Origin of the sequence: Malacoplasma iowae, from assembly GCF_900660615.1 — a bacterium.
Classification (GTDB): Bacteria; Bacillota_I; Bacilli_A; order Mycoplasmatales; family Mycoplasmoidaceae; genus Malacoplasma; species Malacoplasma iowae.
This window is the reverse complement of sequence record NZ_LR215023.1, coordinates 1,255,748-1,278,574: the sequence shown is the minus strand read 5'-3', so window position 1 is coordinate 1,278,574 and position 22,827 is coordinate 1,255,748. Positions and strand designations below refer to the sequence as shown.

The 22,827-nt window shown below is 26.5% G+C and carries 20 protein-coding genes; 19 read left to right on the top strand and 1 reads right to left on the bottom strand.

What is annotated here, in order from left to right; genetic code table 4:
* The first annotated feature begins 308 nt into the window (after positions 1 to 308).
* The 13 genes from EXC57_RS05130 to EXC57_RS05070 all read left to right on the top strand — a co-directional run bounded on the left by EXC57_RS05130 (position 309) and on the right by EXC57_RS05070 (position 12,651).
* A complete protein-coding gene (locus tag EXC57_RS05130) occupies positions 309 to 2,072 on the top strand; it encodes an MFS transporter (RefSeq protein WP_129692724.1) in 1,764 nt (587 codons plus the stop codon).
* Positions 2,073 to 2,226: 154 nt separating this feature from the next.
* Complete coding sequence (gene rpmH / locus EXC57_RS05125) at positions 2,227 to 2,376, top strand: 50S ribosomal protein L34 (RefSeq protein WP_004024634.1); 150 nt, start codon at positions 2,227 to 2,229, stop codon at positions 2,374 to 2,376.
* 8 nt (positions 2,377 to 2,384) lie between these two features.
* Entirely contained in the window at positions 2,385 to 2,723 is a 339-nt protein-coding gene (rnpA, locus tag EXC57_RS05120) for a ribonuclease P protein component (RefSeq protein ID WP_081463006.1), read from the top strand.
* Positions 2,724 to 2,758: 35 nt separating this feature from the next.
* Positions 2,759 to 3,895, top strand: a complete 1,137-nt coding sequence (yidC, locus tag EXC57_RS05115; RefSeq protein ID WP_004024632.1) for a membrane protein insertase YidC — start codon at positions 2,759 to 2,761, stop codon at positions 3,893 to 3,895.
* Positions 3,896 to 3,899: 4 nt separating this feature from the next.
* Entirely contained in the window at positions 3,900 to 4,712 is an 813-nt protein-coding gene (gene rsmA / locus EXC57_RS05110; RefSeq protein WP_129692723.1) for a 16S rRNA (adenine(1518)-N(6)/adenine(1519)-N(6))-dimethyltransferase RsmA, read from the top strand.
* Positions 4,713 to 5,495: a GHMP family kinase ATP-binding protein gene (locus EXC57_RS05105; protein ID WP_004024630.1), complete on the top strand. Its 783-nt coding sequence runs from the start codon at positions 4,713 to 4,715 to the stop codon at positions 5,493 to 5,495. It abuts the gene before it with no gap.
* Positions 5,496 to 5,497: 2 nt separating this feature from the next.
* On the top strand, positions 5,498 to 6,973 hold the full coding sequence (gene gltX, locus EXC57_RS05100; protein ID WP_004024629.1) for a glutamate--tRNA ligase: 1,476 nt from the start codon (positions 5,498 to 5,500) through the stop codon (positions 6,971 to 6,973).
* Between the two features lie 9 nt (positions 6,974 to 6,982).
* Complete coding sequence (locus EXC57_RS05095) at positions 6,983 to 8,197, top strand: HD domain-containing protein (protein WP_129692722.1); 1,215 nt, start codon at positions 6,983 to 6,985, stop codon at positions 8,195 to 8,197.
* A gap of 41 nt (positions 8,198 to 8,238) precedes the next feature.
* Positions 8,239 to 8,802: a DNA-directed RNA polymerase subunit delta gene (gene rpoE, locus EXC57_RS05215; RefSeq protein ID WP_004024627.1), complete on the top strand. Its 564-nt coding sequence runs from the start codon at positions 8,239 to 8,241 to the stop codon at positions 8,800 to 8,802.
* Between the two features lie 16 nt (positions 8,803 to 8,818).
* Complete coding sequence (gene fba, locus EXC57_RS05085; RefSeq protein ID WP_004024626.1) at positions 8,819 to 9,703, top strand: class II fructose-1,6-bisphosphate aldolase; 885 nt, start codon at positions 8,819 to 8,821, stop codon at positions 9,701 to 9,703.
* A gap of 57 nt (positions 9,704 to 9,760) precedes the next feature.
* The gene (gene ychF / locus EXC57_RS05080) at positions 9,761 to 10,855 is read left to right on the top strand and encodes a redox-regulated ATPase YchF (RefSeq protein ID WP_004024625.1); all 1,095 of its coding nucleotides are present in this window, start codon (positions 9,761 to 9,763) and stop codon (positions 10,853 to 10,855) included.
* A gap of 15 nt (positions 10,856 to 10,870) precedes the next feature.
* The gene (locus tag EXC57_RS05075; RefSeq protein ID WP_004024624.1) at positions 10,871 to 11,512 is read left to right on the top strand and encodes a thymidine kinase; all 642 of its coding nucleotides are present in this window, start codon (positions 10,871 to 10,873) and stop codon (positions 11,510 to 11,512) included.
* A gap of 17 nt (positions 11,513 to 11,529) precedes the next feature.
* Positions 11,530 to 12,651: an IMP dehydrogenase gene (locus EXC57_RS05070; RefSeq protein WP_129692721.1), complete on the top strand. Its 1,122-nt coding sequence runs from the start codon at positions 11,530 to 11,532 to the stop codon at positions 12,649 to 12,651.
* 71 nt (positions 12,652 to 12,722) lie between these two features.
* Here EXC57_RS05070 and upp read toward each other — a convergent pair whose 3' ends face one another.
* On the bottom strand, positions 12,723 to 13,343 hold the full coding sequence (gene upp, locus EXC57_RS05065; protein ID WP_004024622.1) for a uracil phosphoribosyltransferase: 621 nt from the start codon (positions 13,341 to 13,343) through the stop codon (positions 12,723 to 12,725).
* A 242-nt stretch (positions 13,344 to 13,585) separates the two neighbouring features.
* Here upp and EXC57_RS05060 point away from each other — a divergent pair, with 242 nt between their 5' ends.
* From EXC57_RS05060 to ftsH, 6 genes are all read left to right on the top strand, one after another.
* A complete protein-coding gene (locus EXC57_RS05060) occupies positions 13,586 to 13,879 on the top strand; it encodes a hypothetical protein (protein ID WP_004024621.1) in 294 nt (97 codons plus the stop codon).
* A 35-nt stretch (positions 13,880 to 13,914) separates the two neighbouring features.
* Complete coding sequence (locus EXC57_RS05055; protein WP_004024620.1) at positions 13,915 to 18,081, top strand: ABC transporter permease; 4,167 nt, start codon at positions 13,915 to 13,917, stop codon at positions 18,079 to 18,081.
* A 14-nt stretch (positions 18,082 to 18,095) separates the two neighbouring features.
* Positions 18,096 to 18,920 (top strand): ABC transporter ATP-binding protein, encoded by an 825-nt coding sequence (locus EXC57_RS05050; RefSeq protein ID WP_004024619.1) that lies wholly within the window; start codon positions 18,096 to 18,098, stop codon positions 18,918 to 18,920.
* 151 nt (positions 18,921 to 19,071) lie between these two features.
* Positions 19,072 to 19,533, top strand: a complete 462-nt coding sequence (gene ispF / locus EXC57_RS05045) for a 2-C-methyl-D-erythritol 2,4-cyclodiphosphate synthase (RefSeq protein ID WP_004024618.1) — start codon at positions 19,072 to 19,074, stop codon at positions 19,531 to 19,533.
* A gap of 70 nt (positions 19,534 to 19,603) precedes the next feature.
* Positions 19,604 to 20,143, top strand: coding sequence for a hypoxanthine phosphoribosyltransferase (hpt, locus tag EXC57_RS05040; RefSeq protein WP_004024617.1), 540 nt, complete (start codon positions 19,604 to 19,606; stop codon positions 20,141 to 20,143).
* Positions 20,136 to 22,643 carry an ATP-dependent zinc metalloprotease FtsH gene (gene ftsH, locus EXC57_RS05035; RefSeq protein WP_004024616.1) on the top strand — a complete coding sequence of 836 codons (2,508 nt, stop codon included), beginning with the start codon at positions 20,136 to 20,138 and terminating at the stop codon, positions 22,641 to 22,643. The genes hpt and ftsH overlap by 8 nt, the downstream gene beginning before the upstream one ends.
* The last annotated feature ends 184 nt before the right edge of the window (positions 22,644 to 22,827 follow it).

Below are 22,827 nucleotides of genomic sequence, written 5' to 3'. Positions count from 1 at the left end.
ATTAGTCCTAGTATTAAATTTCAACTATTTATTTTAAAACACATATTATAAATAAAATTATCTATTTTTAATATTGTTGTTCTATTATTTATTTCCTATTATTTTTATTTATTAAAAGTAATCATTTTAAAAAACGAAATTTTATTTATTTGGTTTATATGTAAAAAATATTATTAAAACAGTAAATTTTTTAACGATAAAAATATTTATATTAAAAAAATAAACAAATTAACCGAAATATATTTTATTGATAAAATTAAGTAGTAGCAAATTTTTGTTACATAATATTTTTAGGAGAAAAAAAGAGTATGTCTTCATTATCAATGAATGATTGTAATAAGACAGTTCAAACACCAGTAACAGATAATTCTGTTCAAACAATGGGTGTAGATAAAACTCAAGACAAACCTATTAGTAATGCTAAATTGGTTGTCATGTGAGGAATTATTTTATTGGGATATTTTTTATTTGTTGTTCAATGATATTCAATTGGTAACTTTGCACCAGGTTACAATTCGAATATTGGTACAACATCAGATGTCGCTTTAAACTCTATGCCTAACTGAACAATTACGTTAATGCGTGGTGTTGGATCTATTTTGGCTGGTTGACTACTGGCCAAAGTCGGTCATAAATGGGCTGTAACTATAGTTTTAACTTTAATGGTTTTAGCTTTTCCATATTTAATAGTTGTTGGTATTAAATGACCAGGTACTCCAAATTTAAATGGAACAGCTTTTGGATTATTCTTATTTTTTAGATTATTCTTAGCAATAGGTGGTACTACATTAATCACTTATACAAATTCAGTAATTGCTAAAATGCCAGTAGAAAAAAGACCTACTTTCATGAGTTTAAATCAAATTGGATTTAACGGTGGGGCTTTCTTTGCAAACATATTCTTTGTTTTTGGTTTAGGTTCTGTTATTAACTCAAAACCTGAAATTTGATTAACAATATTATCAGTTTTTGTTGGTTTAATTGCTATATTGTTAGTTGTTTATGTAATTATGGGTGTTGAAGTTGTTCCAAGACAAAAGAAAAATAGTGGAGTTGTTCCAGAAACAACATTTGGACAAGTTTTCAAAGATGGCTATACATGAAAAATGTCTTCTATTTTCATTATTTGATTAGTAATTGTTGTGTTTATTAATAGTGGTTCAATGAGAAGTTTTGTTGAAAATTCACCAATGAACATTTATTACTTAGTTGAATGAAATTTAGCAAATGATAAGACTGCTACAAGTATGGCAGGTGCTACTTTATCAACAAGTACTAGTGTAGTTGTTGGTTCAGGATTTAATTGAATTTGACCTACATACATTTGTTTATTTGTTGGTAGTTTCTTAATTGGTTTCTTTGTTATTTCTCCATTTAACAAAACTATTTACAAAAGAAAAACATTTATTAACTTCTCTTTTGCAATAGCTGCTGTATTCTGTTTAATTTCACTATTATGTGGATATTTAGGTGGATATGGTAACAAAGCTGCTTTATCATTCTTCTTTATCTTCATTTTCTTGAGTGGTATTTTCTCTTGAGGTGTTCAACCAGTTCTATTAGCTTTATATCAACAACACAGAAAATCTAACCCAACATATGCAGGTATAATTGCTGGTATTATCTGAGGTGTTGGTTATGTTGGATATACAATTGTTGAATTAACATTATCATTAGCTTTAAGTTACTGAACAGGTTCAGGAAGTAACTCAGGTGCTGTTAATAGCAAAATTGTTTCAAGTGCTGTTACTAAAGGAAAAGAATTAATGAATGGGACAACAAATGGTGGTGGTAATAGTATGATGGATATGGTGGAACAACATAAATTATCACTTTCTCAAACAATGGATACTCTTCAAAGTACAGGATATTTAAAAGGTGCAGAACAACCTGGAACTATCTTTGTTATAGTTATGTTCTTTGTTATATGATTAGCTGTATTCCCAATCATCTTCTCATTACCAGAAGCTGGTGTAAAAGATAAAGACGGAAACTTTAAAGAATTCAATAAACCTTGAAACTTTGTTAGCTGAAACTTTAGAAATCCAGATATTTTAATTAAAAAAGCATAATCTTACATTAAAGTTTAAGAATAAGGTGTAAAAGCCTTATTCTTTTTTAACAAAATATGTTATTATATATGCCTAAAATATAAAATATGATATCATTATAAAGATGTTTTTTATTTCAATTAGCATTTCATTTATAGTAAGAAAGGTATAAGTTATGAAGAGAACATTACAAAGAAATAAACGTAGAAGAGCTAAAACACATGGATTCTTATCTAGAAGTAAAACTTCTGAAGGAAGAGATGTTATTAGAAGAAGAAGACAAAAAGGAAGACACAGTTTAACTGTTTCTGATCAAACAATTTAGTATAAATTATGAAGAGTAAATATATGTTAAAGTCACGAAAAGATTTTGATAATCTTTTCGCTAAAAAATCATTATTTTATTCTTCTTTTTATATCGTCTATTTTGCTAATAATAAATTAGATCATTCAAGACTTAGTGTAGCTATAAATAAAAAAGTACAAAAACTTGCTGTTCAAAGAAACAAAGCAAAAAGACAAATAAAGAACATACTATATAATGAAAATTTTTTGAATTTAAAAAAAGATGTATTAGTAGTTGTAAAACCTGATTTTTTTAAAGCAAGTTTTGAAAGTAAAAAAATAGTTCTTAATAAATTAATTGATAAAATTAAGAACAATAAAAGGTAAAATATAAAAGGTAGTTTTAAAAAGGAGTATAGAAAATGTCTGAAAGAAATACAAATCTTTATAGTTTTGTAGCTTCTCCTTTTTGAAATCAACAAAACGATCCAAATAAAGCAAAAAAAGATTTAACAAAAAAAATATTTAAACAAATATTCAAATGAACTAAACTTCTTATTTATATGTTTTTATTCCTTATGGGTTTATGAGGATGTTTTCAAACAAGTTTTGAATCAGAAACAAGAACACAAACAATAATTGGACAAGGTTTAGAATTTGGATATAACTTTGGTACTACAGGTGACTTTAGATATGACTTATCAGCTAATGGAGATGCCCAGTACTACACCTTCTCAATTCAAAATTGAGGATTTATGTATGGACCATTCTTTGCTTTATTTGTCTATCCTGGTGCTGCACTAGTTTTAGAAATTATGTATCCACTTAGAGACGCATGAGGTGGTTTAAATACATTACTTGCTATATTTGTTTTATTATTCCTTATTAGAACTATTACCTTATTAATTTCTATACGTTCTACAATCCAATCTGAAAGAATGTCAGAGATCCAAGGTAAAATAGCTGAAATAAATGCTAAATATAAAGATGTCCGAGATACCCAGGGTAAACAAAAGAAACATATGGAAATGAATGAGTTGTATAAAAAATACAACATAAAACCATTTGCTATGTTTGAACAAGTGTTTGTTACACTTCCAATTTTCTTGATTGTATATAGAGTTGTTACAATCTTAAGACCAATTAAATCTACAAGTTTATTTACAATATGATATCTAGGTAATACTCCATTAAATGAGATATTACAAAACTTATCTAATGGTGGTTGAGTTTATATCTTCTTCTTGTTGATAGTAATTCCAGCACAAGTTATATCTCAAAAAATTCCACAATGATTAGCTAAGAAAAGAAGTACAAATGCTGTTCCATTAAGTGAATCAGCTAAAAAACAAGCTAAGAAAACAAAAACTATACAAACAATAATGATGGTTGTATTAATATTTGTAGTTGTTTCATCTCCATCAGGTGTTGGTTTATATTGATTCTTATCTTCATTATTTACTATTCTACAAGCATTTATAATTCATAAATTAATTATGGCTAAACGTAAAAAAGGAACAACTCTTGAAGACAAGCTAAGATCGCTTGGTATTTACTAAGAATATGAATAAAAAACAAATTATAAAATTTATGAATGAAAAAAATTTTTATCCATCTAAAAAGATGGGTCAAAATTTTTTATTATCTGATGATTATAAAAAAAGAATTGTAGATGCAGCAAACATAAAAGAAAGTGATTTTGTTTTAGAAATTGGTGCAGGTTTTGGAGCAATAAGTGACTACATTATTTCTAAAACAAAAAACTTTACAATTATTGAATTTGATAAAAGATTATTTGAATTTTTGTTAAATAAATTCAATGGTTCAAGTATAGAATTAATAAATTCAGATATTTTAAAAGTTGATATCAACAACTTATTAAATCAAAAAGATGGAACATCAAAAAAGGTTATATCTAATCTTCCATATAGTATATCTTCACAAGTAATAATTAACCTTATAAAATCTAAAAATGTTGATGATATGTTTTTAATGGTTCAAACTGAAATGGCAAATAGAATAATATCTAAACCTAATAGTAAAAAATATAATGGTTATACAGTTTTAATTAACTTATTAGCAGATGTTAAAAAATTATTTGATGTTCCACCAACTGTTTTTTATCCAGAACCAAATGTATATTCAACAGTTATTCAAATAACACCAAAAAAAACTTCTATTGATATTGAGTCAATAGAAAAGTTTTTAAAATTATTATTTAGTGAAAAAAGAAAAAAAATATCTAATAACTTAAAGAAAAATTATTCAATAGATAAATTAACCAAAGCTTATGTAAAATGTAATATTCAGGATGATGTAAGGGCAGAACAACTTTCTCCACAACAAATTCTTTCATTATATGAGGAGTTGATGTAAATGATGAATATTAGAAGTTACGCTAAGGTTAATTTATTTTTATTAGTTAAACCACTTAATAAAAAAAACAAATTACATGATATAAAAAGTTGTTTTGCTCTTCATAAAGATTTGTTTGATGAAATAATAATTGAGCATACAAATAAAAACATAGATGAAGTAATTTATTATTGAGAAAAAAAACAAATCACTATAAAAGATTGTTTAATAACTAAAACATTAAAAATATTAAGAGAAAATAATTATATAAAAGATCATTACAAAATTATAGTAAATAAAAACATTCCAGTGTCTTCTGGTTTGGGCGGTGGAAGTTCAAACGCAGCATCAATAGTTAAAGCGTTAGTAAAAACAAATAAAAAATTTAAACCAAATAAAAAACTAATTGATATTCTTCATAACATTAGTTCAGATATGATTTTCTTTCTTTATGACTATGATTATGCAATAGTTAAAAACTTTGGTAAAAAAGTAAAAAAACACAAATTTAAAAATGAATTAAAGTTTGATATTTTACTAACTAAAATAAATTGTGAAACAAGTAATGTATTCAAAACATTTGATACACTAAATCTAAAGAATTTAAAAAAGTCTAGTATTAAAAAAGAACTAACTAAAATTAAAAAGAAACAATATAATTTATTGGTGAATAATTTACTTGTAGCTTGTTTAAATACATATCCATCTATAAGTGAAATTTATAATAGAATCAATAAAGAGGACCAAAATTATTTACTCTCTGGTTCTGGGGGAACATTTTTCAAAATTTCGGAGGTTTTATAAATATGAATAATAATAGTCCCAATAAGATTGTGCGAACAAGATATGCCCCATCACCAACTGGATTATTCCATATAGGTGGAGCTAGAACAGCTTTATTTAATTATTTATTTGCTAAAAAAAACAATGGTGATTTTATTGTAAGAATTGAAGATACTGACATTGATAGAAATGTTGAAGGTGGAGCAGAGTCTCAATTAAACAATTTAAAATGACTAAGAATTTTTCCAGATGAATCATTATTAAATCCAGGTAATTATGGACCATATATTCAAACTGAAAAATTAAAAAGATATCAAGAATTAGCTAATAAATTATTAAAAGAAAAAAAAGCATATAGATGTTTTTGTACACCAGAAAAATTAGAGGAAGATAGAAAAAAAGCTTTAGATAAAAAACAAACACCAAAGTACAACAAAACATGTTTGAAATTAACTGAAGAAGAAATTCAAACAAACTTAAAAAATAATGTTCCATATTCTATAAGACTTAATATTGATGCAAATGATTTGTTTGTATGAAACGATATTGTAAGAGGTGAAATATCTGTTCCAGCAAGCGCTCTGACAGACCCTGTAATATTAAAATCTAATAACATTCCAATGTATAACTTTGCTGTTGTTGTTGATGATTATGATATGAAAATATCTCATGTTATTAGAGGGGAAGAACACATATCAAACACTCCCTACCAATTAGCAATTAAAAGAGCTTTAGGTTTTGAAAGTGAAATACAATATGGTCATTTATCAGTTATTGTTGATGACACTGGAAAAAAATTATCTAAAAGAAATATAGAACTTAAGCAATTTATAGAAGATTATAAAAATATGGGATTTTTGCCTGAATCTATAGTTAATTTTATGTATCTTTTAGGAATGGCTGCACCTGATGGTAAAGAAATATTTGATATGCAAACATCAATTAAAAACTTTGATATTAATAAAGTTAGCAAATCATCAACAATGTTTGATTTCAAAAAAATGGAATGAATATCTTCAGAACATTTTAAATTATTATCAGATAGTGCTTTTGTTGCTTTTGTTTCACCATTCATAGAAATAGAATGAAAAGAAATTGAAAAACACAAAACTGAAGTTATCTTATTATTTAAAAATCAAATTACTTATGCAAAACAACTAAATGATTTAATCTATGAAAATTTCTTACAAGAAAAAGATATTAATCCAATTATAAAATCTCCTATTTTTAAAGAAGAAGGAATTAAAGAATTCATTGAAATATACAAAAACAAAATTAAAGAATCAGTTGAATGATCAGTAGATTCAATAAATGAAATTATTAAACAAATCAAAGAAGAAACAAACAGAAGCGGTAAAAATTTGTTCATGCCTATTAGACTATTATCAACACATAGTGAACATGGTCCTGAATTAGCTAAAGTACTTTTCATTTTAGGAAAAGATAAAGTTTTATTAAATGTAAATAAAATTTACAACAATTTAAACAAGAAAAAATAAGGTTATACAATGGATATTAAAAAAGATTACTATATAAAAGACCCAGTTCATAAAGAAATTGACTTCAAAAAGGACAAATGAATATTAGAACTTTTAGAATGCGAAGAAGTTATAAGACTTGAGGGTATATATCAATTAGGAGTAAGTTATAAAATATTCCCATCTGCAAGTCATAATAGACTTATGCATTCATTAGGAACTTTTCAAGTTGCTAAAAAGTTTGCAGATTTTTTTGAAGACAAAATTTCTTTATACCAAAGAAAATTATTTTTAGCTTCAGCACTGTTACACGATATAGGCCATGGACCATTTTCTCATGTTTTTGAAAAAATAAGCAAGATAAACCATGAAGATGTAACAAAAAAAATGATTCTTAATCCCTATGGAAACATATATAGAGTTTTGGTTAAAAACGAAATTAAACCAATGGATTTAATTGATGTTTATGAGGGAAATTCAAAGTATGAATGAATTTCAAAACTTATTTCTTCAAATCTTGATGTTGATAGAATTGACTACATGTTAAGAGACTCATATTTCTTAGGAACTCATTATGGTACTATTGATGTTGATTTTTTAATTGAAAGATCATTTTTAATTGATAATGATATATATTTTTCAGATAAATCAATAAATGTAATAGAAAGCTTTTTGTTATCAAGATATTACATGCATAAAGACATTTTTAGTAATAAAAACACATATATTTATGAATGAGTTTTAGAACTAATTTTACTAAGATTAAAAGATTTAAAATCTCAATTTGAAATTCACAAAAATAATATTAATTACTTTGAATTGTATGGAAATCTTGTTTTTAATGAAGGACAATTAGAATTAGAAAAATACATTAAGTATACTGATTGAAACTTTCTGGCATTTATTGATTCTCTAAGAATCATTGGAGATAAAATTTTAAATGGTTTAATAAATACATTTATAAACCATAAAGGGGTCATTTCAATTACATATAGTGATCAAATACTAAATAAAGTTAACTGAAAATCAGATCAAATAAAACATATTGATAAAAAGTATTTATTTAAAGTTATTGATAGAAATGAAAAGATGATATATTATCCAGGTGATAAAAACATCATAAATATTATTAATGCTAAAACAAATAAATTGTATAAATTCAATAATGATAAATTTAATGCTTTTTCTTGAAATGATGATATAGATAATAAATTTATTTTAGTTAATACAAATCTTATAAATTAATGAACTAAATAATATAAAATATTAATGTTTGAGGGGAACATATGGAAAGACATTTAATTGATACAGCATATGATTGTGCTAAGAAAAATTTTGGAGAATCTCCATTTACTTTTAAAGAGTTATATGAACTTTTATTAAAATCAAACCCATTAATTAAAAATGAGGCTATTGATTTATATATTGAAATACTACAAGATATAAGATTTATATCACTTGGTAAACAAAAATGATCTCTAAGAGAAAATTACACAAATGCTGAAATTAATAAGATTACTTCTTCAATGTTTGGTTTAGAAGAATACCATGAAGAAGATGCAGATAAATATATGTCAGATGCTGAAAAGCATGAACTTCATTCAAAAGAAGAAAAAGAAGAACAACTTGATCTTATCATTGATGAAGAAGAAGAGGGTACTTCATCACCAAGAAAAACTCCTACTATTCAAACAGATGATATAGAAGAGGATGATGATATGGATAAAACTGTTATTTCTAGTCATGGAGATGATGGTTCAAGTTCAGATGATGAACCAGTAGATGACGATGACGATGATGAAATTGTTTTAGATGATGACGAAGTTGAAGTTGATGATGATTTAGAGTAATTAGGAGGTATTTACCATGTCTGTAACAAAATCAAGATTAGTTAATGTTACTGAAATGACAAAAAAAGCAAGAGCTAATAAATATGCAATTGCACATATCAACACAAACAACTTAGAATGATTAAAGGCAATATTAGATGCTGCTAATTCAACAAACTCACCAATAATTGTTGGTGTATCTGAAGGTGCAGCAAAATATCAATGTGGTTTTAAAAACATTGTTGATATGACAAATAACTTAATGGAATATATGGATATTAAAGTTCCAGTAGCTTTACATTTAGATCATGGAAGCTATGAAGGAGCAGTGGAAGCTTTGAAAGCAGGATTTACATCAGTTATGTTTGATGGATCACATTTTCCTTTTGAAGAAAATTTAGCTAAAACAAAAGAAATTATTGAATTAGCTAAAAAATATGGAGCATCTGTTGAAGCTGAAGTTGGTACAATAGGTGGAGAAGAAGATGGGGTTATAGGTGCTGGTGAAGTAGCAAATCCTGAAGAATGTCAAAAAATTGCTGAACTTGATATCCAAATGTTAGCAGCAGGTATTGGTAATATCCATGGATTATATCCAGAAAATTGAAAAGGTTTAAGTTTTGATACTTTGAAAGAAATTAGTTCAAAAGTTAGCAAACCACTTGTATTGCATGGTGGTACTGGAATTCCAGAAGATCAAATTAAAAAAGCAATTAGTTTAGGTATTTCAAAAATTAATGTTAATACAGAGTGTCAAGTAGCTTTTGCAGAAGCAACTAGAAAATACATTGAAGATAAAAAAGATCTTGATACAAAAGCTAAAGGATTTGATCCTAGAAAGTTATTAAAACCAGGTACTGAAGCAATAAAGAAAACAATAATTGAAAAACTAACTCTTTTTGGTTCGTTAGGAAAAGCTTAGTTTAATATTAAAGATGGGTCTTTTAAAGATTCATTTTTCATTTTTTGGGGGTATTTAATGAACTTATCTACAGGTATTGTTGGATTACCTAATGTTGGTAAATCAACATTATTTAATGCAATTACAAACTCAACGGTTGAAGCTGCAAATTATCCTTTTGCAACCATTGAACCAAATGTTGGGATAGTTAATGTACCAGATAAAAGAATGAAGGTTCTAACATCAATGATAGAACCAGATAGTGTTGTTTATACTACTTTTAAGTTTGTAGACATTGCAGGACTTGTTAAAGGTGCATCAAAAGGTGAAGGATTGGGTAATAAATTTTTACAAAACATTAGAGAAGTGGATTCAATATGTCATGTTGTAAGGTGTTTTGATAATGATGATATTACACATGTTCACAACTCAGTTGATCCAATAAGAGATGTAGAAGTAATTAACCTTGAATTGATTTTAGCTGATCTTGATGTGTTGAATAATAGAATTGAAAAAATTGCTAAAAAAGCACAATCTGGAAATAAAGAATCTATAAAAGAAAAAGAAATTTGTGATAGATTAATTAATCATTTAACTAATAATAAGTTAGCCAACACATTAGGTTTAACAGAAGAAGAAAAATTGATTATTAAAAGCTATAACCTTCTTACTTTAAAACCAATGTTATATGTTGCTAATATAGATGAAAATGATATTACAACATATGAATCTAATAAACATTACCAAGCTTTAAAAAATCTTGTTGGAGAAAAAAATATAATTGCTCTTTCTGTGAAAATAGAATATGAAATTTCTCAACTTGATGAAGCATCAAAAGAAGAATTTATTAAAGAACTAAATCTTTCTTCATCAGGACTTGATAAGCTAATTTTTAGTTCATATAAATTGCTTAATCTTTCAACTTTTTTTACTTATGGAAAAAAAGAAGTAAGAGCTTGAACCTTTGTTAACGGTATGTTTGCACCAGAATGTGCAGGAATAATTCATACTGATTTTCAAAGGGGATTTATAAAAGCTGAAATTATTAAATATGATGATTTAGTGGCTTTAAAAAGTGAACAAGCTGTTAAAGATGCTGGAAAACTAAAACTAGCTGGTAAAGATTATATTATGCAAGATGGCGATATCTGCAACTTTAAGTTTAATGTTTAATATTTGGAGGAATTTATGGCAAAATTTAATGCTTTTGGAAAAGAAAAAGGATGAATTGAATTAATATGTGGACCAATGTTTGCTGGTAAATCTGAAGAACTATTAAGAAGATTAAAAAGACTTGAATATGCAGATGTTTCTTTTTTGTTATTTAAACCATCAATTGATACTAGAAGCAAAAAAGTTGTTGCTTCAAGAGATGGTAGAAACATGAGTGCTATTGAATTTTCAGATCCATATGAAATTTTAGAACATGTATTAAACAATATTGTTCACCCACAAGTTGTTGCAATAGATGAAGCACAATTTGCTGATCCTAAAATAGTTAAGGTTTGTGAAGGACTAGCAGATTCTGGTGTTATTGTTTATGTTGCAGCACTTGATAGAGATTTTAAAAACGAACCTTTTCAAGTGACAGCAGCTTTATCATGTCATGCTGAACATGTTACAAAACTAAGTGCTGTCTGTACTGAGTGTGGTGCCCCAGGAACAATTACACAAAGATTAATTGAAAATAAACCAGCATCATATAATTCTCCAATAATTCAGATTGGAAATTATGAGGCTTATACTGTTAGATGTAGACACCATCATAAAGTACCAAACAAACCAATAGATGAAAAAATAAAAAACTTTAAAACTCAATATAAAAAATAATTAGAGGTAATGATTTTATGAGTAAGAATGATTTATTATTTAGCATTCAAGAAGTTTGTATTTATCCTAAAGCTGTTACAAACATAAGAACAAGAAGTCAATGCAATCCATTTATTAATGGTAAACTGCCTTTATTTACAGCTCCAATGTCTTCAGTTGTTGATGAAAAAACTTATCAATATTTTGAGGAAAATAAAATAAATGTTATTATGCCAAGAAGTGTTCCTTTTGAAAATAGGATAAAATTCATAGATAAATGTTTTGTAGCTATGGGTCTTGGCGAAACAGAAGAGTATGTAAAGAAGAACTTAAGTTATTTAAAAACGTTAGAAAAAATTTATATATGTATTGACATAGCAAATGGCCACATGAAAAAAATGCAAGATGTTATTAGATATCTAAAATTGGAATTTGGTAATAAAGTAGTTGTTATGTGTGGAAATATAGCTAACCCAGAAACATATAGATATTTAAGTGAATCAGGTGCAGATTACATTAGAGTTGGAATTGGTGGTGGAAGTGGTTGTTTAACAGCTTCTAATACAGGAATTTTTTACCCAATGGGAAGTTTAATTGTTGAGTGTAAAAAAATACAAATGAAAATGTATGAATCTTATAAAATTAATTTCACTAAAAAACCTGCAAAGATTGTAGCTGATGGTGGAATGAAAAATTATGATTATATTATAAAATCACTTTTCTTAGGTGCTGATTATGTAATGTGTGGAAGATTGTTTAGTCAATGTTGAGAATCACCTGGTGAAATTTGATATAAAAACAAAAATGATCAAGATGTATTTACATCATGAAACTTACTTGGTGATCATTCAGTTGATAAATCTAATTTAGAATTTAGACCAGACATCTATGATTACAAAAAAATTTTTTATGGAATGTCTACAAAAAAAGCACAACAAGAAATAGCGATTGCTAATAATGAAAAAGTTTCTTTTAAAACATCAGAGGGTTTAATTAAAGAAATACCAATTATTCATAGAATTAGTGGTTGAGTTGAAAACTTTGTAAGTTATTTAACTTTAGCAATGAGTTACACAGATTGTTGAGATTTAACAGATGTTAAAAACTTTAATGATTATAGATTAATGACACATGCAGCTCAAGAATCATATAATAGATAAAAAAATATGGAAACTGTTAGAATATTAAATCTAGCTAATTCCATATTTTTTATTTATAAAAATTTTGATAATTATTTTGTCCCAAATATTCTATCACCAGCATCACCAAGACCTGGAACTATATAACATTTATCATTTAATTTTTCATCTAATGATGCAATGTAAATATCAATATCTGGGTGTTCTTTTTTTAGTCTTTCTAAACCTTCTGGAGCTGCAAGAAGACAAACAAATGATATAGATTTTGGATTGTGTTGTTTAACTATTTTAATTGCTTCAGAAGCTGAACCACCAGTTGCTAACATTGGATCTAAAATAATTGCATTTCCACCAGTTAAACTAGGAGGCATTTTACAATAATATTGTTTTGGAAGAGCAGTTTCTTCATCTCTATATATTCCAATATGTCCGATTGATGAAGTTGGAATAAGTTGTTTAAGACCATCTACCATTCCTAATCCAGCTCTTAAAATTGGAATTAAAACAACCTTATCTTTTAATTTTTTACCAGTCATTTTTGAAATTGGTGTTTCTATTTCAATATCTTTAAGCTCATAATTTTTTGTAACTTCATAAGCCATTAATTGTGTGATTTCATTTAAATTGTCTCTAAATTTAGTTGATTGAGTTTGAATTTTTCTCATTCTTGTTAACTTATCTTTAATAAGAGGGTGATCAAAAATAAATACCATAAATTATCTCCTAAACATCTTATCTATTATAAACCTATAATCAACAAATATTTTTATTATCTTAATAAACAACAGTATTAAATTTAAAATTTAACCAAAAAAGAAACAAAAAACAACCAAAATCCTATAAAATAAAAGAAATTTTATGAAAAAAAATACTTTTTTAAAAATTTTGTAAATTTCTAAGAAATTAGAATTAAACAAAAATATGGTAGAATAGTTTAATAGTAATAAGGCTAAATATGAAACATCTTAAAAATAATTTGAAGAAAATTACATTTAAGGATTTGTTTATATTATTTTGAGCATTTATTTGCTTTAAGATAAAAGAACAAGCAATTTTTGACATCGATAATATTGCGATATATTTTGCAAATGATTATTTAGATATTTACTATAACGAAAAGAAAGTTGAATTTTCTTTTGCATTTAATTCTCCTGAGCTAAAAGCAGTCGAGGATGTAAATGTAACTGAAACAATTTTTTTAATACTTAACTATTACTATTTAGATATATTTAGATCTAAAAATTTTTAATTTTCTAATATTAAAAATTTTTGGAGTTTATTTATATGTGAACAATAATTAAGTCGGTTTTACGTTTTTTTAGGTCGTCTAAGTTATCAATAATAGGTTTATTTTTATTGATATTCTTTTCTACTGGAATCTTTACTGTACTTAATAATACAAACATAAACCTAAAAAAATCTTATGAAACAATTTCTGTTAATGGTAATTTACATGACTTTGTTATTAATGAAAATTTTTCATTAGGTTATGCTAATTATGAAAAAGATGGTGTTCCAACTGAAAATGGAACAGATAATACAAAAACTCAAAAGTTCAAACCATCTACACTAAACAATTCAAGTGATTCTGACTGAACAAATTCTTATGAAATCATAAGACAAAAATATTACAAACCAAATCAAAGTGAACCATATTTATATAGTGAATATTTTGTATTCAGTATAAGTTATAAAACTGAAGAAGAACTTCAACAAAAATTAAGTGATAAATTATCTGCATTAGCAAATTTTACATCTAAACAAATAAAAATCATTTATGATGATGAATTAAAAAAACTTCCAGTATCTTTTAGAAGATTTACTTCTTTAAATATAAATAACACAAAACAAAATATATTTTATAAAGTTGTAGAATCATCAACTGAATATGAAATCGATAAATTAGTTTATTATAGAGATGGTTATATCTATAATGGTAATGATAAATTATCTAAACCAACAAATCTTTATAATTTAATTTTTGATAATTTTTCAACAGATACTTTAAATAAATCTAGATTATTAGCTGAATATCTTTATAAAGCTTCATGAAGTGATTCGAATGCTCAAAAACAATTTGAATCGTTATGAACATATACAAAATCAAATCCTAGTTTTAATCCATATAATGGTAATGGATTAACTGATCAATCTGCAAAAAAAGCTCAACAGTATTTAAAAAATCTTGCTGATTTTGCAATGGGAAAAGAAACTAATGGAAAAGATTTTATTAACAATAAAATCTATAATTTAACTTTTACATTATCTGGATCAACTGCACCAATTACAGGTAAGTATGAAGATTTTTCAAGTTATGAAATTGTAGTTTCTCCAGATTATCTATCTAATAATAGTAAAAAAATATATCCTTATGATGATTGAAGAAACCATATAAGTGATACACAAAAAGAATTTGATGCTTGGTTTCAAACTATACCAGACACCTACAAAGTGTATATTGATAGTACACCTTATATAATTATTGGAACAGGTATTTCACCTGACTTTATGTACCCTGTTGTTTCTTTTTCTAATGTTGTTCCAAATAAAGAAAAAGAACAAGTTGTTTATACAAACAATAATGGATATGAAAGAATTTATGATGCTTTTAGAGGAAGTGAAATTGAAGCTTTCATAGTTGGTAAATTTAATAGTAATGTTACAAATAAACAAAGAATATTAGACCAAATAAATTCTTTATCAGCAAAATATATGTCATGACCAACTAACATAAAACCAGCTTACATGTTTGATGACACTAGTAATACATTGTCACCAACAGCTTTAAGAGTACAATTTGTACCACAAATAGTAAGAACAGTATCTGTTGTTTCAGCTTTTCTTACAACATTTGTATTAGCTTTATCGATTTTTGTTTCAACTGTTATTATTAGAAGATTTATTGATAACAATAGAAACAGCTTGGGTATTATGCAAGCTAATGGTTATAAAAAAGTTGAAATCATTTTTGCGATTTGTTTACTTGTTGGTATTCCAACTGTTTTAGGTTCTGTTATTGGTTATACTATTGGTTTCTTACTTCAATGAAAAGCTATTTTATTACTTGGTGGTTTTTGAACAGTTCCAACTTTAATATCACCATTCTCGATAGCTGTATTGCTTGGAGTGTGTTTATTTATTTTGGTGTTATTTTTAGGAATATGTATTTTATTTTCTTGAATATCATTGAGAGGTGAAACATCAGAGTTTATGAAAGATGATGCTAAATATAAAATGTCTCGTCTTTCTGAATACATGAAAAAACCATTTAAACAATTTAGCATCATGACAAGATTTAAATCATCAGTTGCTTTCTTGTCTTTATGAAGATTAATCATTTTATCAGTTATGTCATCTGCATTAATGCTTTCTTTAACTTTTTCATTAGCTACATATGATAGATTTGATTATTCAGCTAAAAAATCATTTGAACCTAGAAATTATTTATATTCATTAAACTTAACTACACCAACAGTTCAGGGTGGACAATATTATGCTGTTCCATACACTGCTCAAGGTATGAGTTTAAATAAGAACCGTTATTTTAATGTGACTCCTTATACTGAAGATGAAATAAAAGTAATGGACTCAAAAGATTTGATAACACAAAATTATTTAACTAATGGATCTGGATATAATGCTTATAAAAATGATAAAACATTCGTTGATTATGTTACAAAATATGGGAATTATCAATTAGTTTCAAGTGTTGATAGTAATTTACAAAAAACAAGAATTGACTATTTAACATACAACACAACAACAAAAGCTTTAGCTGATATAAATTTAGGTATTGCAGGAACATCATTGAGTGCCAATCCTTGATCTATCGCTGAAAGACTGATGCCTCCAAACAATTCAAACTATGCAAAAGAAAGATTTAAAGGCATGTTTGAAAAAATGATTACTGATACTAAAAATGAAATTACTTTAAGTAGTCAAACTAAAACATACAAAGATGCACTTATGTCATTTACAAAAGAGGTTGGTCAAGATTCAAGTGCATCGACAGCATTCTATGATTCAAACACAGGAAACTATCGTGTTTTCGATGATAATAAAATTGTTAATTTATGAACTAAAATTAAAAAAGATTTTGTAATTTTAATTTTATCTGTTTATGAAAATCCAGATTATGCTGAGTTTTCTTACAACATTAATTACAACAAAATTATAGTTAATAAAAATGATGAGCCTTATTCATATATAAATTTCAATATTGAAAAAATTAATGGTAAAAATTCTGTTATCGCAGATTCTTTAAACGCTATAGGTATTGATAAAAACACAAAAAGAATATTATTAAAAAATGAAAATGATATTCAAATAAACAATAAATTAAATCAAAATGCTGAAGTCATTAATAATGTTGAATACTATCCAATAATCATTAATGAATTTGCTAAAAAGCAATATGGCTTAAATATTGGTGATACTTTAGAAGTTAAAGTTACAAACACAACTGATAGATATTCAAGAGATTATTATTCAAAAGATGGAGAAGTTCCTGATGTGTTGGCACATTTCAAAGTAGTTGACATTACAACAACATATCAAGGAAGTGAATTCTTTATTAGTAGATATGACGCTAATAAAATATTGGGATTAGAAATAAATAATAAAAAAATTCCTTTACCAACAAAAATCAGCGATCTCCATTCAACAGTTGATTGATCATCAGTTGAAGACTTACCAGCAAAAAAAGATTTTGTTTCAGAAATAAGTGGTTTTAATGGAATATTCTCAACAGATGAAAATCTAGTTGAAGTAACTCAAGGTGTTTCGATATATTCACCAAGTGGAATATATGCAGCTGTTGATAAAATAGAAAATAATGCAACAATTAGAGAACTATTTGCAGCAACTCCAGAAAAAAATGGTATTCCTAACTATCAAAAAATAAAAGACTTAACTGGATTTGATGGAATAACATCAGTTGATTCTGCAATAACAATATTAAGCAGTACGTTTGGACAAAGTTCGTCTTTCACAATATTGTCTCAAGCGGATTCTCGTAATTCTTTATTTGCAGTTTTTCAAAATTTAACAACAACTACAAATAATGTTCAAACAGTTGTTTTATCTATAATAATTATTGTTTCGCTATTAATAGTAATATTGATTTCATCAATGATTATTGGGGACTCAATTAAACTAGCATCTATATTAAAATGTTTAGGTTATCCTGATGATAAGAATGCTGGTACATTCTTGGCTGTTTATTTCCCAGTATTCTTATTAGGGTTAATAATATCTATTCCATTCTCATTATTAATAAACTTTATATATGTTAATATCATTTTCCATTTTGCTGGTATACTACTTGTTATGTCTTTTGTATGGTGACATTATGTTCTTAGTGCATCAAGTGTAATAATTATCTTCTTATGTTCTTATTGAATAGCTTGATATAGAATTAAGAAAATGAATTTAACAAGAGCAATAAAATAATTTGGGTGAATTTTATGAATCATAATAAATCAGAAAAAAAACAAAAAATTGATCCACTTATATTAAAAGAAATAAATGATGTAATTAAATTAAATAAAAAACATAATGGACCAAAAAAAGTTAATAACAACGAAGGGTGTATTTTTAATTTAACTAATGTTAATAAAAAATACACAAACGGATACATTGTAAATCATGTTCTTAAAGATATTAACATAGAAATAAAAGAGGGGGAATTTGTTGTTATCCTTGGTAAATCTGGATCTGGTAAAACCACATTAATGAATATCTTATCTGGATTAAATAGGGCAACCACTGGAGATGTTATTGTTAATGGTTTTAATTTAACAAATTTAAGTAATGCTGAACTTACTTCATTTAGAAGAAAATATGTAGGATATATATTTCAAGAATATGGTTTGTTATCTACTTTAAATGTTTATGAAAATGTGTTAGCTGGATATAACTTAAACAAAAAAGGAAATAACAAATCAATAGTTGATGAAACTCTTAAACTTGTAAACCTATATGATTGAAGAAAAAAATTTCCTAGTGAATTATCTGGTGGTCAACAACAAAGAGTAGCTATTGCTAGAGCTATTGCAAAAAACCCAAAAATTATTTTTGGAGATGAACCAACAGGTGCTGTTGATTCAAAAATGAGTAAAACAATTTTGAAAATACTTAAAGATATAAACAAAAAGAAAAACACAACTATTGTTATTATTACTCATGATTCAAACATAGCAAAAATTGCGAACAAGGTTTTTTATGTTATTGATGGTGTTATTCAAAATATGACTATAAATGAAAACCCATTAGAACCAGACCAACTTTAATTTTTTAAGAAGTACATTTATATAATGTACTTTTTTTATTTAGTTAAGTTTTAATGACTAATAAAAACATAATTTTAAATTTAAATAATTTCGTGAAAAATATTCTCAAAAGAAATATAATATTTTTACTTATATATTGAGGTGTTATATAGTGATATTAATTGGAAATTCAACTGATATACACAAAATTATAGAAGAAAAAAATTCGTGACAAAAATTATCAGGAATGATTATTAAATCTGATTATAAAATAGTAGCCCATTCAGATGGTGACATTATTCTACACTCTATAATTGATGCCATTCTTGGAGCATTAGGTGTTGGAGACATAGGCGAGTATTTTAGTGATTCAGACCCTAAAAACAAAAATATTAATTCTTTAACTATGTTACAAAAAGTTATAAGCATTATGCATAGATGTGGTTTCAAAATTAATAATGTTGATATTACATTTATAAGCGAACATATAATGCTTGCTAACTATAAATTTGAAATGAGAATGTTATTAAGAAAAATATTAAATTGTAATAATGTGTCATTAAAAGCAACAAGATGAGAAGAAAATAAACTATTAGTACAATCTAATTGCTCTTTAATACTAAAAAGTATTTAGTGTTTTATATAGTTAATAAATATTTATGTTAATATTTTTTATATACTAATTTATTGAAGAATGAGTGAAGATGGACAACAGAATAGAAGAAGTTTTAATAAGTGAAAAAGAAATTATTGAAGGAATAAAAAAAGCTGCCAACTGAGTTGATGATACTTATAAAAATGAAGAAATTGTTATTATAGGTTTGCTTAAAGGTTGTATTCCTTTTTTTGGTCAATTAGTTTCAAATATTAAAACAGATCTTGAAATGGATTTCATGGTAGTTTCAAGTTTTAAAGGAATGGATAAAGCTATCGGATTACCAGAAATAGTTACAGATATTAAAACAGATATTAAAGGCAAAAATGTTTTACTTGTTGAAGATATAGTTGATTCTGGATATACAGTTAAATATGTTTTTGATTACCTTAAAGAAAGATCTTGTAAATCAATAAGAGTTATCTCACTATTGAATAAACAAGAAGGAAGAAAAGTTGATTTTAACCCTGATTATTATTGTTTTGATGTTCCAAACAAATTTTTAGTTGGATTTGGATTAGATTACAAAGAAAAATTTAGAAATTTACCATACATAGGTATTTTGAAAAAAGGAGTATATAGTGTATAAAAAATATTTAAACAAATATGTTCAAAAAAGGTTACAACAATTAGAGTTTGAAGATAAAAAAACAGATGCTAGTGAACCACAAAAAAAAGATAATGATTTTGAAAGAATAAAAAAAGAAAATTTAAACCAACCAAACCCTAAAAACAAAGAAAAAATAAATTGAAGAAAAGTTCTTTGATGAAGTGTGGGGGGGATAGTAGTAGTTGGTATTTTTGCAGGTATTGCTGTTTCTTTCGCTGGTAGTGGAGCGAAACATTTTGATGTAAAAGAAGTAAGTGCCACTGATGGAGAAAGTTTTACCCTTACTAGTGCTAATGGTGACAAAAGAACAATCAGAAAAGGAACTATTCCAACTGTTTATTTAAATAGCAATGATCAAATAAGCATTGTTTATGGTAACAATTTTAGTGGTTTTTTTATTACAGCTAGTTTAGTAAGATTGACAAATAATACAACTGGACCAGATATTTATATTCTTTTAGGTAATATAAGAATAGACAATGCAACAGGAACTGTTGAAAAGAAAGGGACAACAACTGGAGCAAATTCTGGTTCTGCAAAATCACCGTTAACAAATTTATTAACTTTAGAAACAGATGCTGCAGTGTCAACAGAAACTTGAACTAAAGATAGCAATCTTACAACGGCTATGAAAGATACCTTTCAAGGTCTAGCATCAAATGCATCTGTTCAAGCTCAATCTACAAATTGATTAGGTGTAATACTTAATATACTTCCACTTATAGTTTCAATTATTATAATTGTTTTAATTTTCAAAAGTTTCAAAGGTATGCAAGGTGGAGCAGCTGGAGGAGCTGACAGCATTTTTGGTATTGGAAAATCACAAGCTAAAATTGCTCAATCAGATGTTAAATTCACAGATGTAGCTGGAATTGAAGAAGAAAAAGGTGAACTAATTGAAATAGTTGATTACTTAAAAAGACCTGAAAGATATGCTGCAATGGGAGCTCGTGTTCCTAAAGGGGTAATCCTATATGGACCACCAGGTACTGGTAAAACTTTATTAGCTAAAGCAGTTGCAGGTGAAGCAAAAGTTCCTTTCTTCCAAGTTTCAGGGTCTGCTTTTGAAGATATGTTAGTTGGTGTTGGTGCTAAAAGAGTTAGAGATTTATTCCAAAAAGCTGTAAAAGCTGCACCATCAATTATCTTTATTGATGAAATTGACTCTGTTGGTTCTAAAAGAGGTAAACTTGAAACAACTTCTGGTTCTTTAGCTGATCAAACGCTTAACCAATTATTAGCTGAAATGGATGGATTTAGTGGAAGAAGTGGTGTTATTGTAATGGCTGCAACTAATAGACTTGATGTATTAGATGAAGCATTATTACGTCCAGGAAGATTTGATAGACACATTCAAGTTAACCTTCCAGATATTAAAGAAAGAACTGCAATATTACAAATTCACTCTAGAAACAAAAATTTATCTAAATCAGTTGACCTTGAAGATATTTCAAGAAGAACACCAGGTTTTTCAGGTGCGCAACTTGAAAATGTGTTAAATGAAGCTACATTATTAGCTGTTAGAAAAAATAAAACTTCAATTAATACAGAAGACTTGGATGAAGCAATTGATAGAGTAATTGCAGGTCCAGCTAAGAAAACTAGAGTTATTTCACCAGAAGAGAAAAAACAAATTGCTTATCATGAAGCAGGCCATGCTCTTGTTGGTCTTCATACAAAAGGAAGTGATGTTGTTCAAAAAATTACTATCATTCCAAGAGGACAAGCTGCTGGATATACACTTTCTGTTCCAGAAATTCAAGAATTATCAATTCAAAAGAAATCTGACCTATTAGGTATGATTGCTGGTGCACTTGGTGGTAGAGCAAGTGAAGAAATAATTTATGGTAAAGACGCTGTATCTACAGGAGCATCAAATGACTTATATAAAGTTACTAATATAGTTAGAAGTATGGTAATGCAACTTGGTATGTCTGATGTGGGTATGACTCAATATGTACCTTCTGAAGGTTCTATTAATCCTTATCAACAAAAACTTTATTCTGAAACAACAGCTTTAGCAATAGATAAAGAAATTGATAGAATTATTAAAAAACAATATGAATATGCTTGCAAAATAATTAGAGAAAATAGAAAAGAATTAGATCTAATTGTTGAATCATTGTTAACTTTAGAAACAATTGTTAAACCGCAAATTGATTACATCCACAAACACAAACAACTTCCAAAAGAAGTTTTAGAAAAGAAAGCTGAACAACAAAAGAAAAAAGAAGAAGAAGCTAAAACAAAAAAACAAGAAGAGTCTAAATCTTCTGATAACAAAAAAGAGAATTCAAAAGAAGAACAAAAAACAACAACAAGCAAATCTTCTGATAACAAAAAAGAAAACTCTAAAGATCAAGAAAAATTAGAATCAACAAGCAAAACAGATTCAAATACAAAACAACAAAAACAAGAAGAACCAAAAGAACAAAAAGAGACAAAAGAAACAAAAGATAAAAAATCAACAAGTAAATAATTTCATGTCCACTATTTTAATTAGTGGACATTTTTTATATATTTATCTTTTTTATATATAATATTAATAATCAGAAGCGGAGGAATAAAATATGTTAAGACTTAGTAGTTTGTATAAGTTATTTTTAACTAAAAGAGTTAAATTGCATAAATGTACCTCAGCATCTTTACCAATGCTATTATGG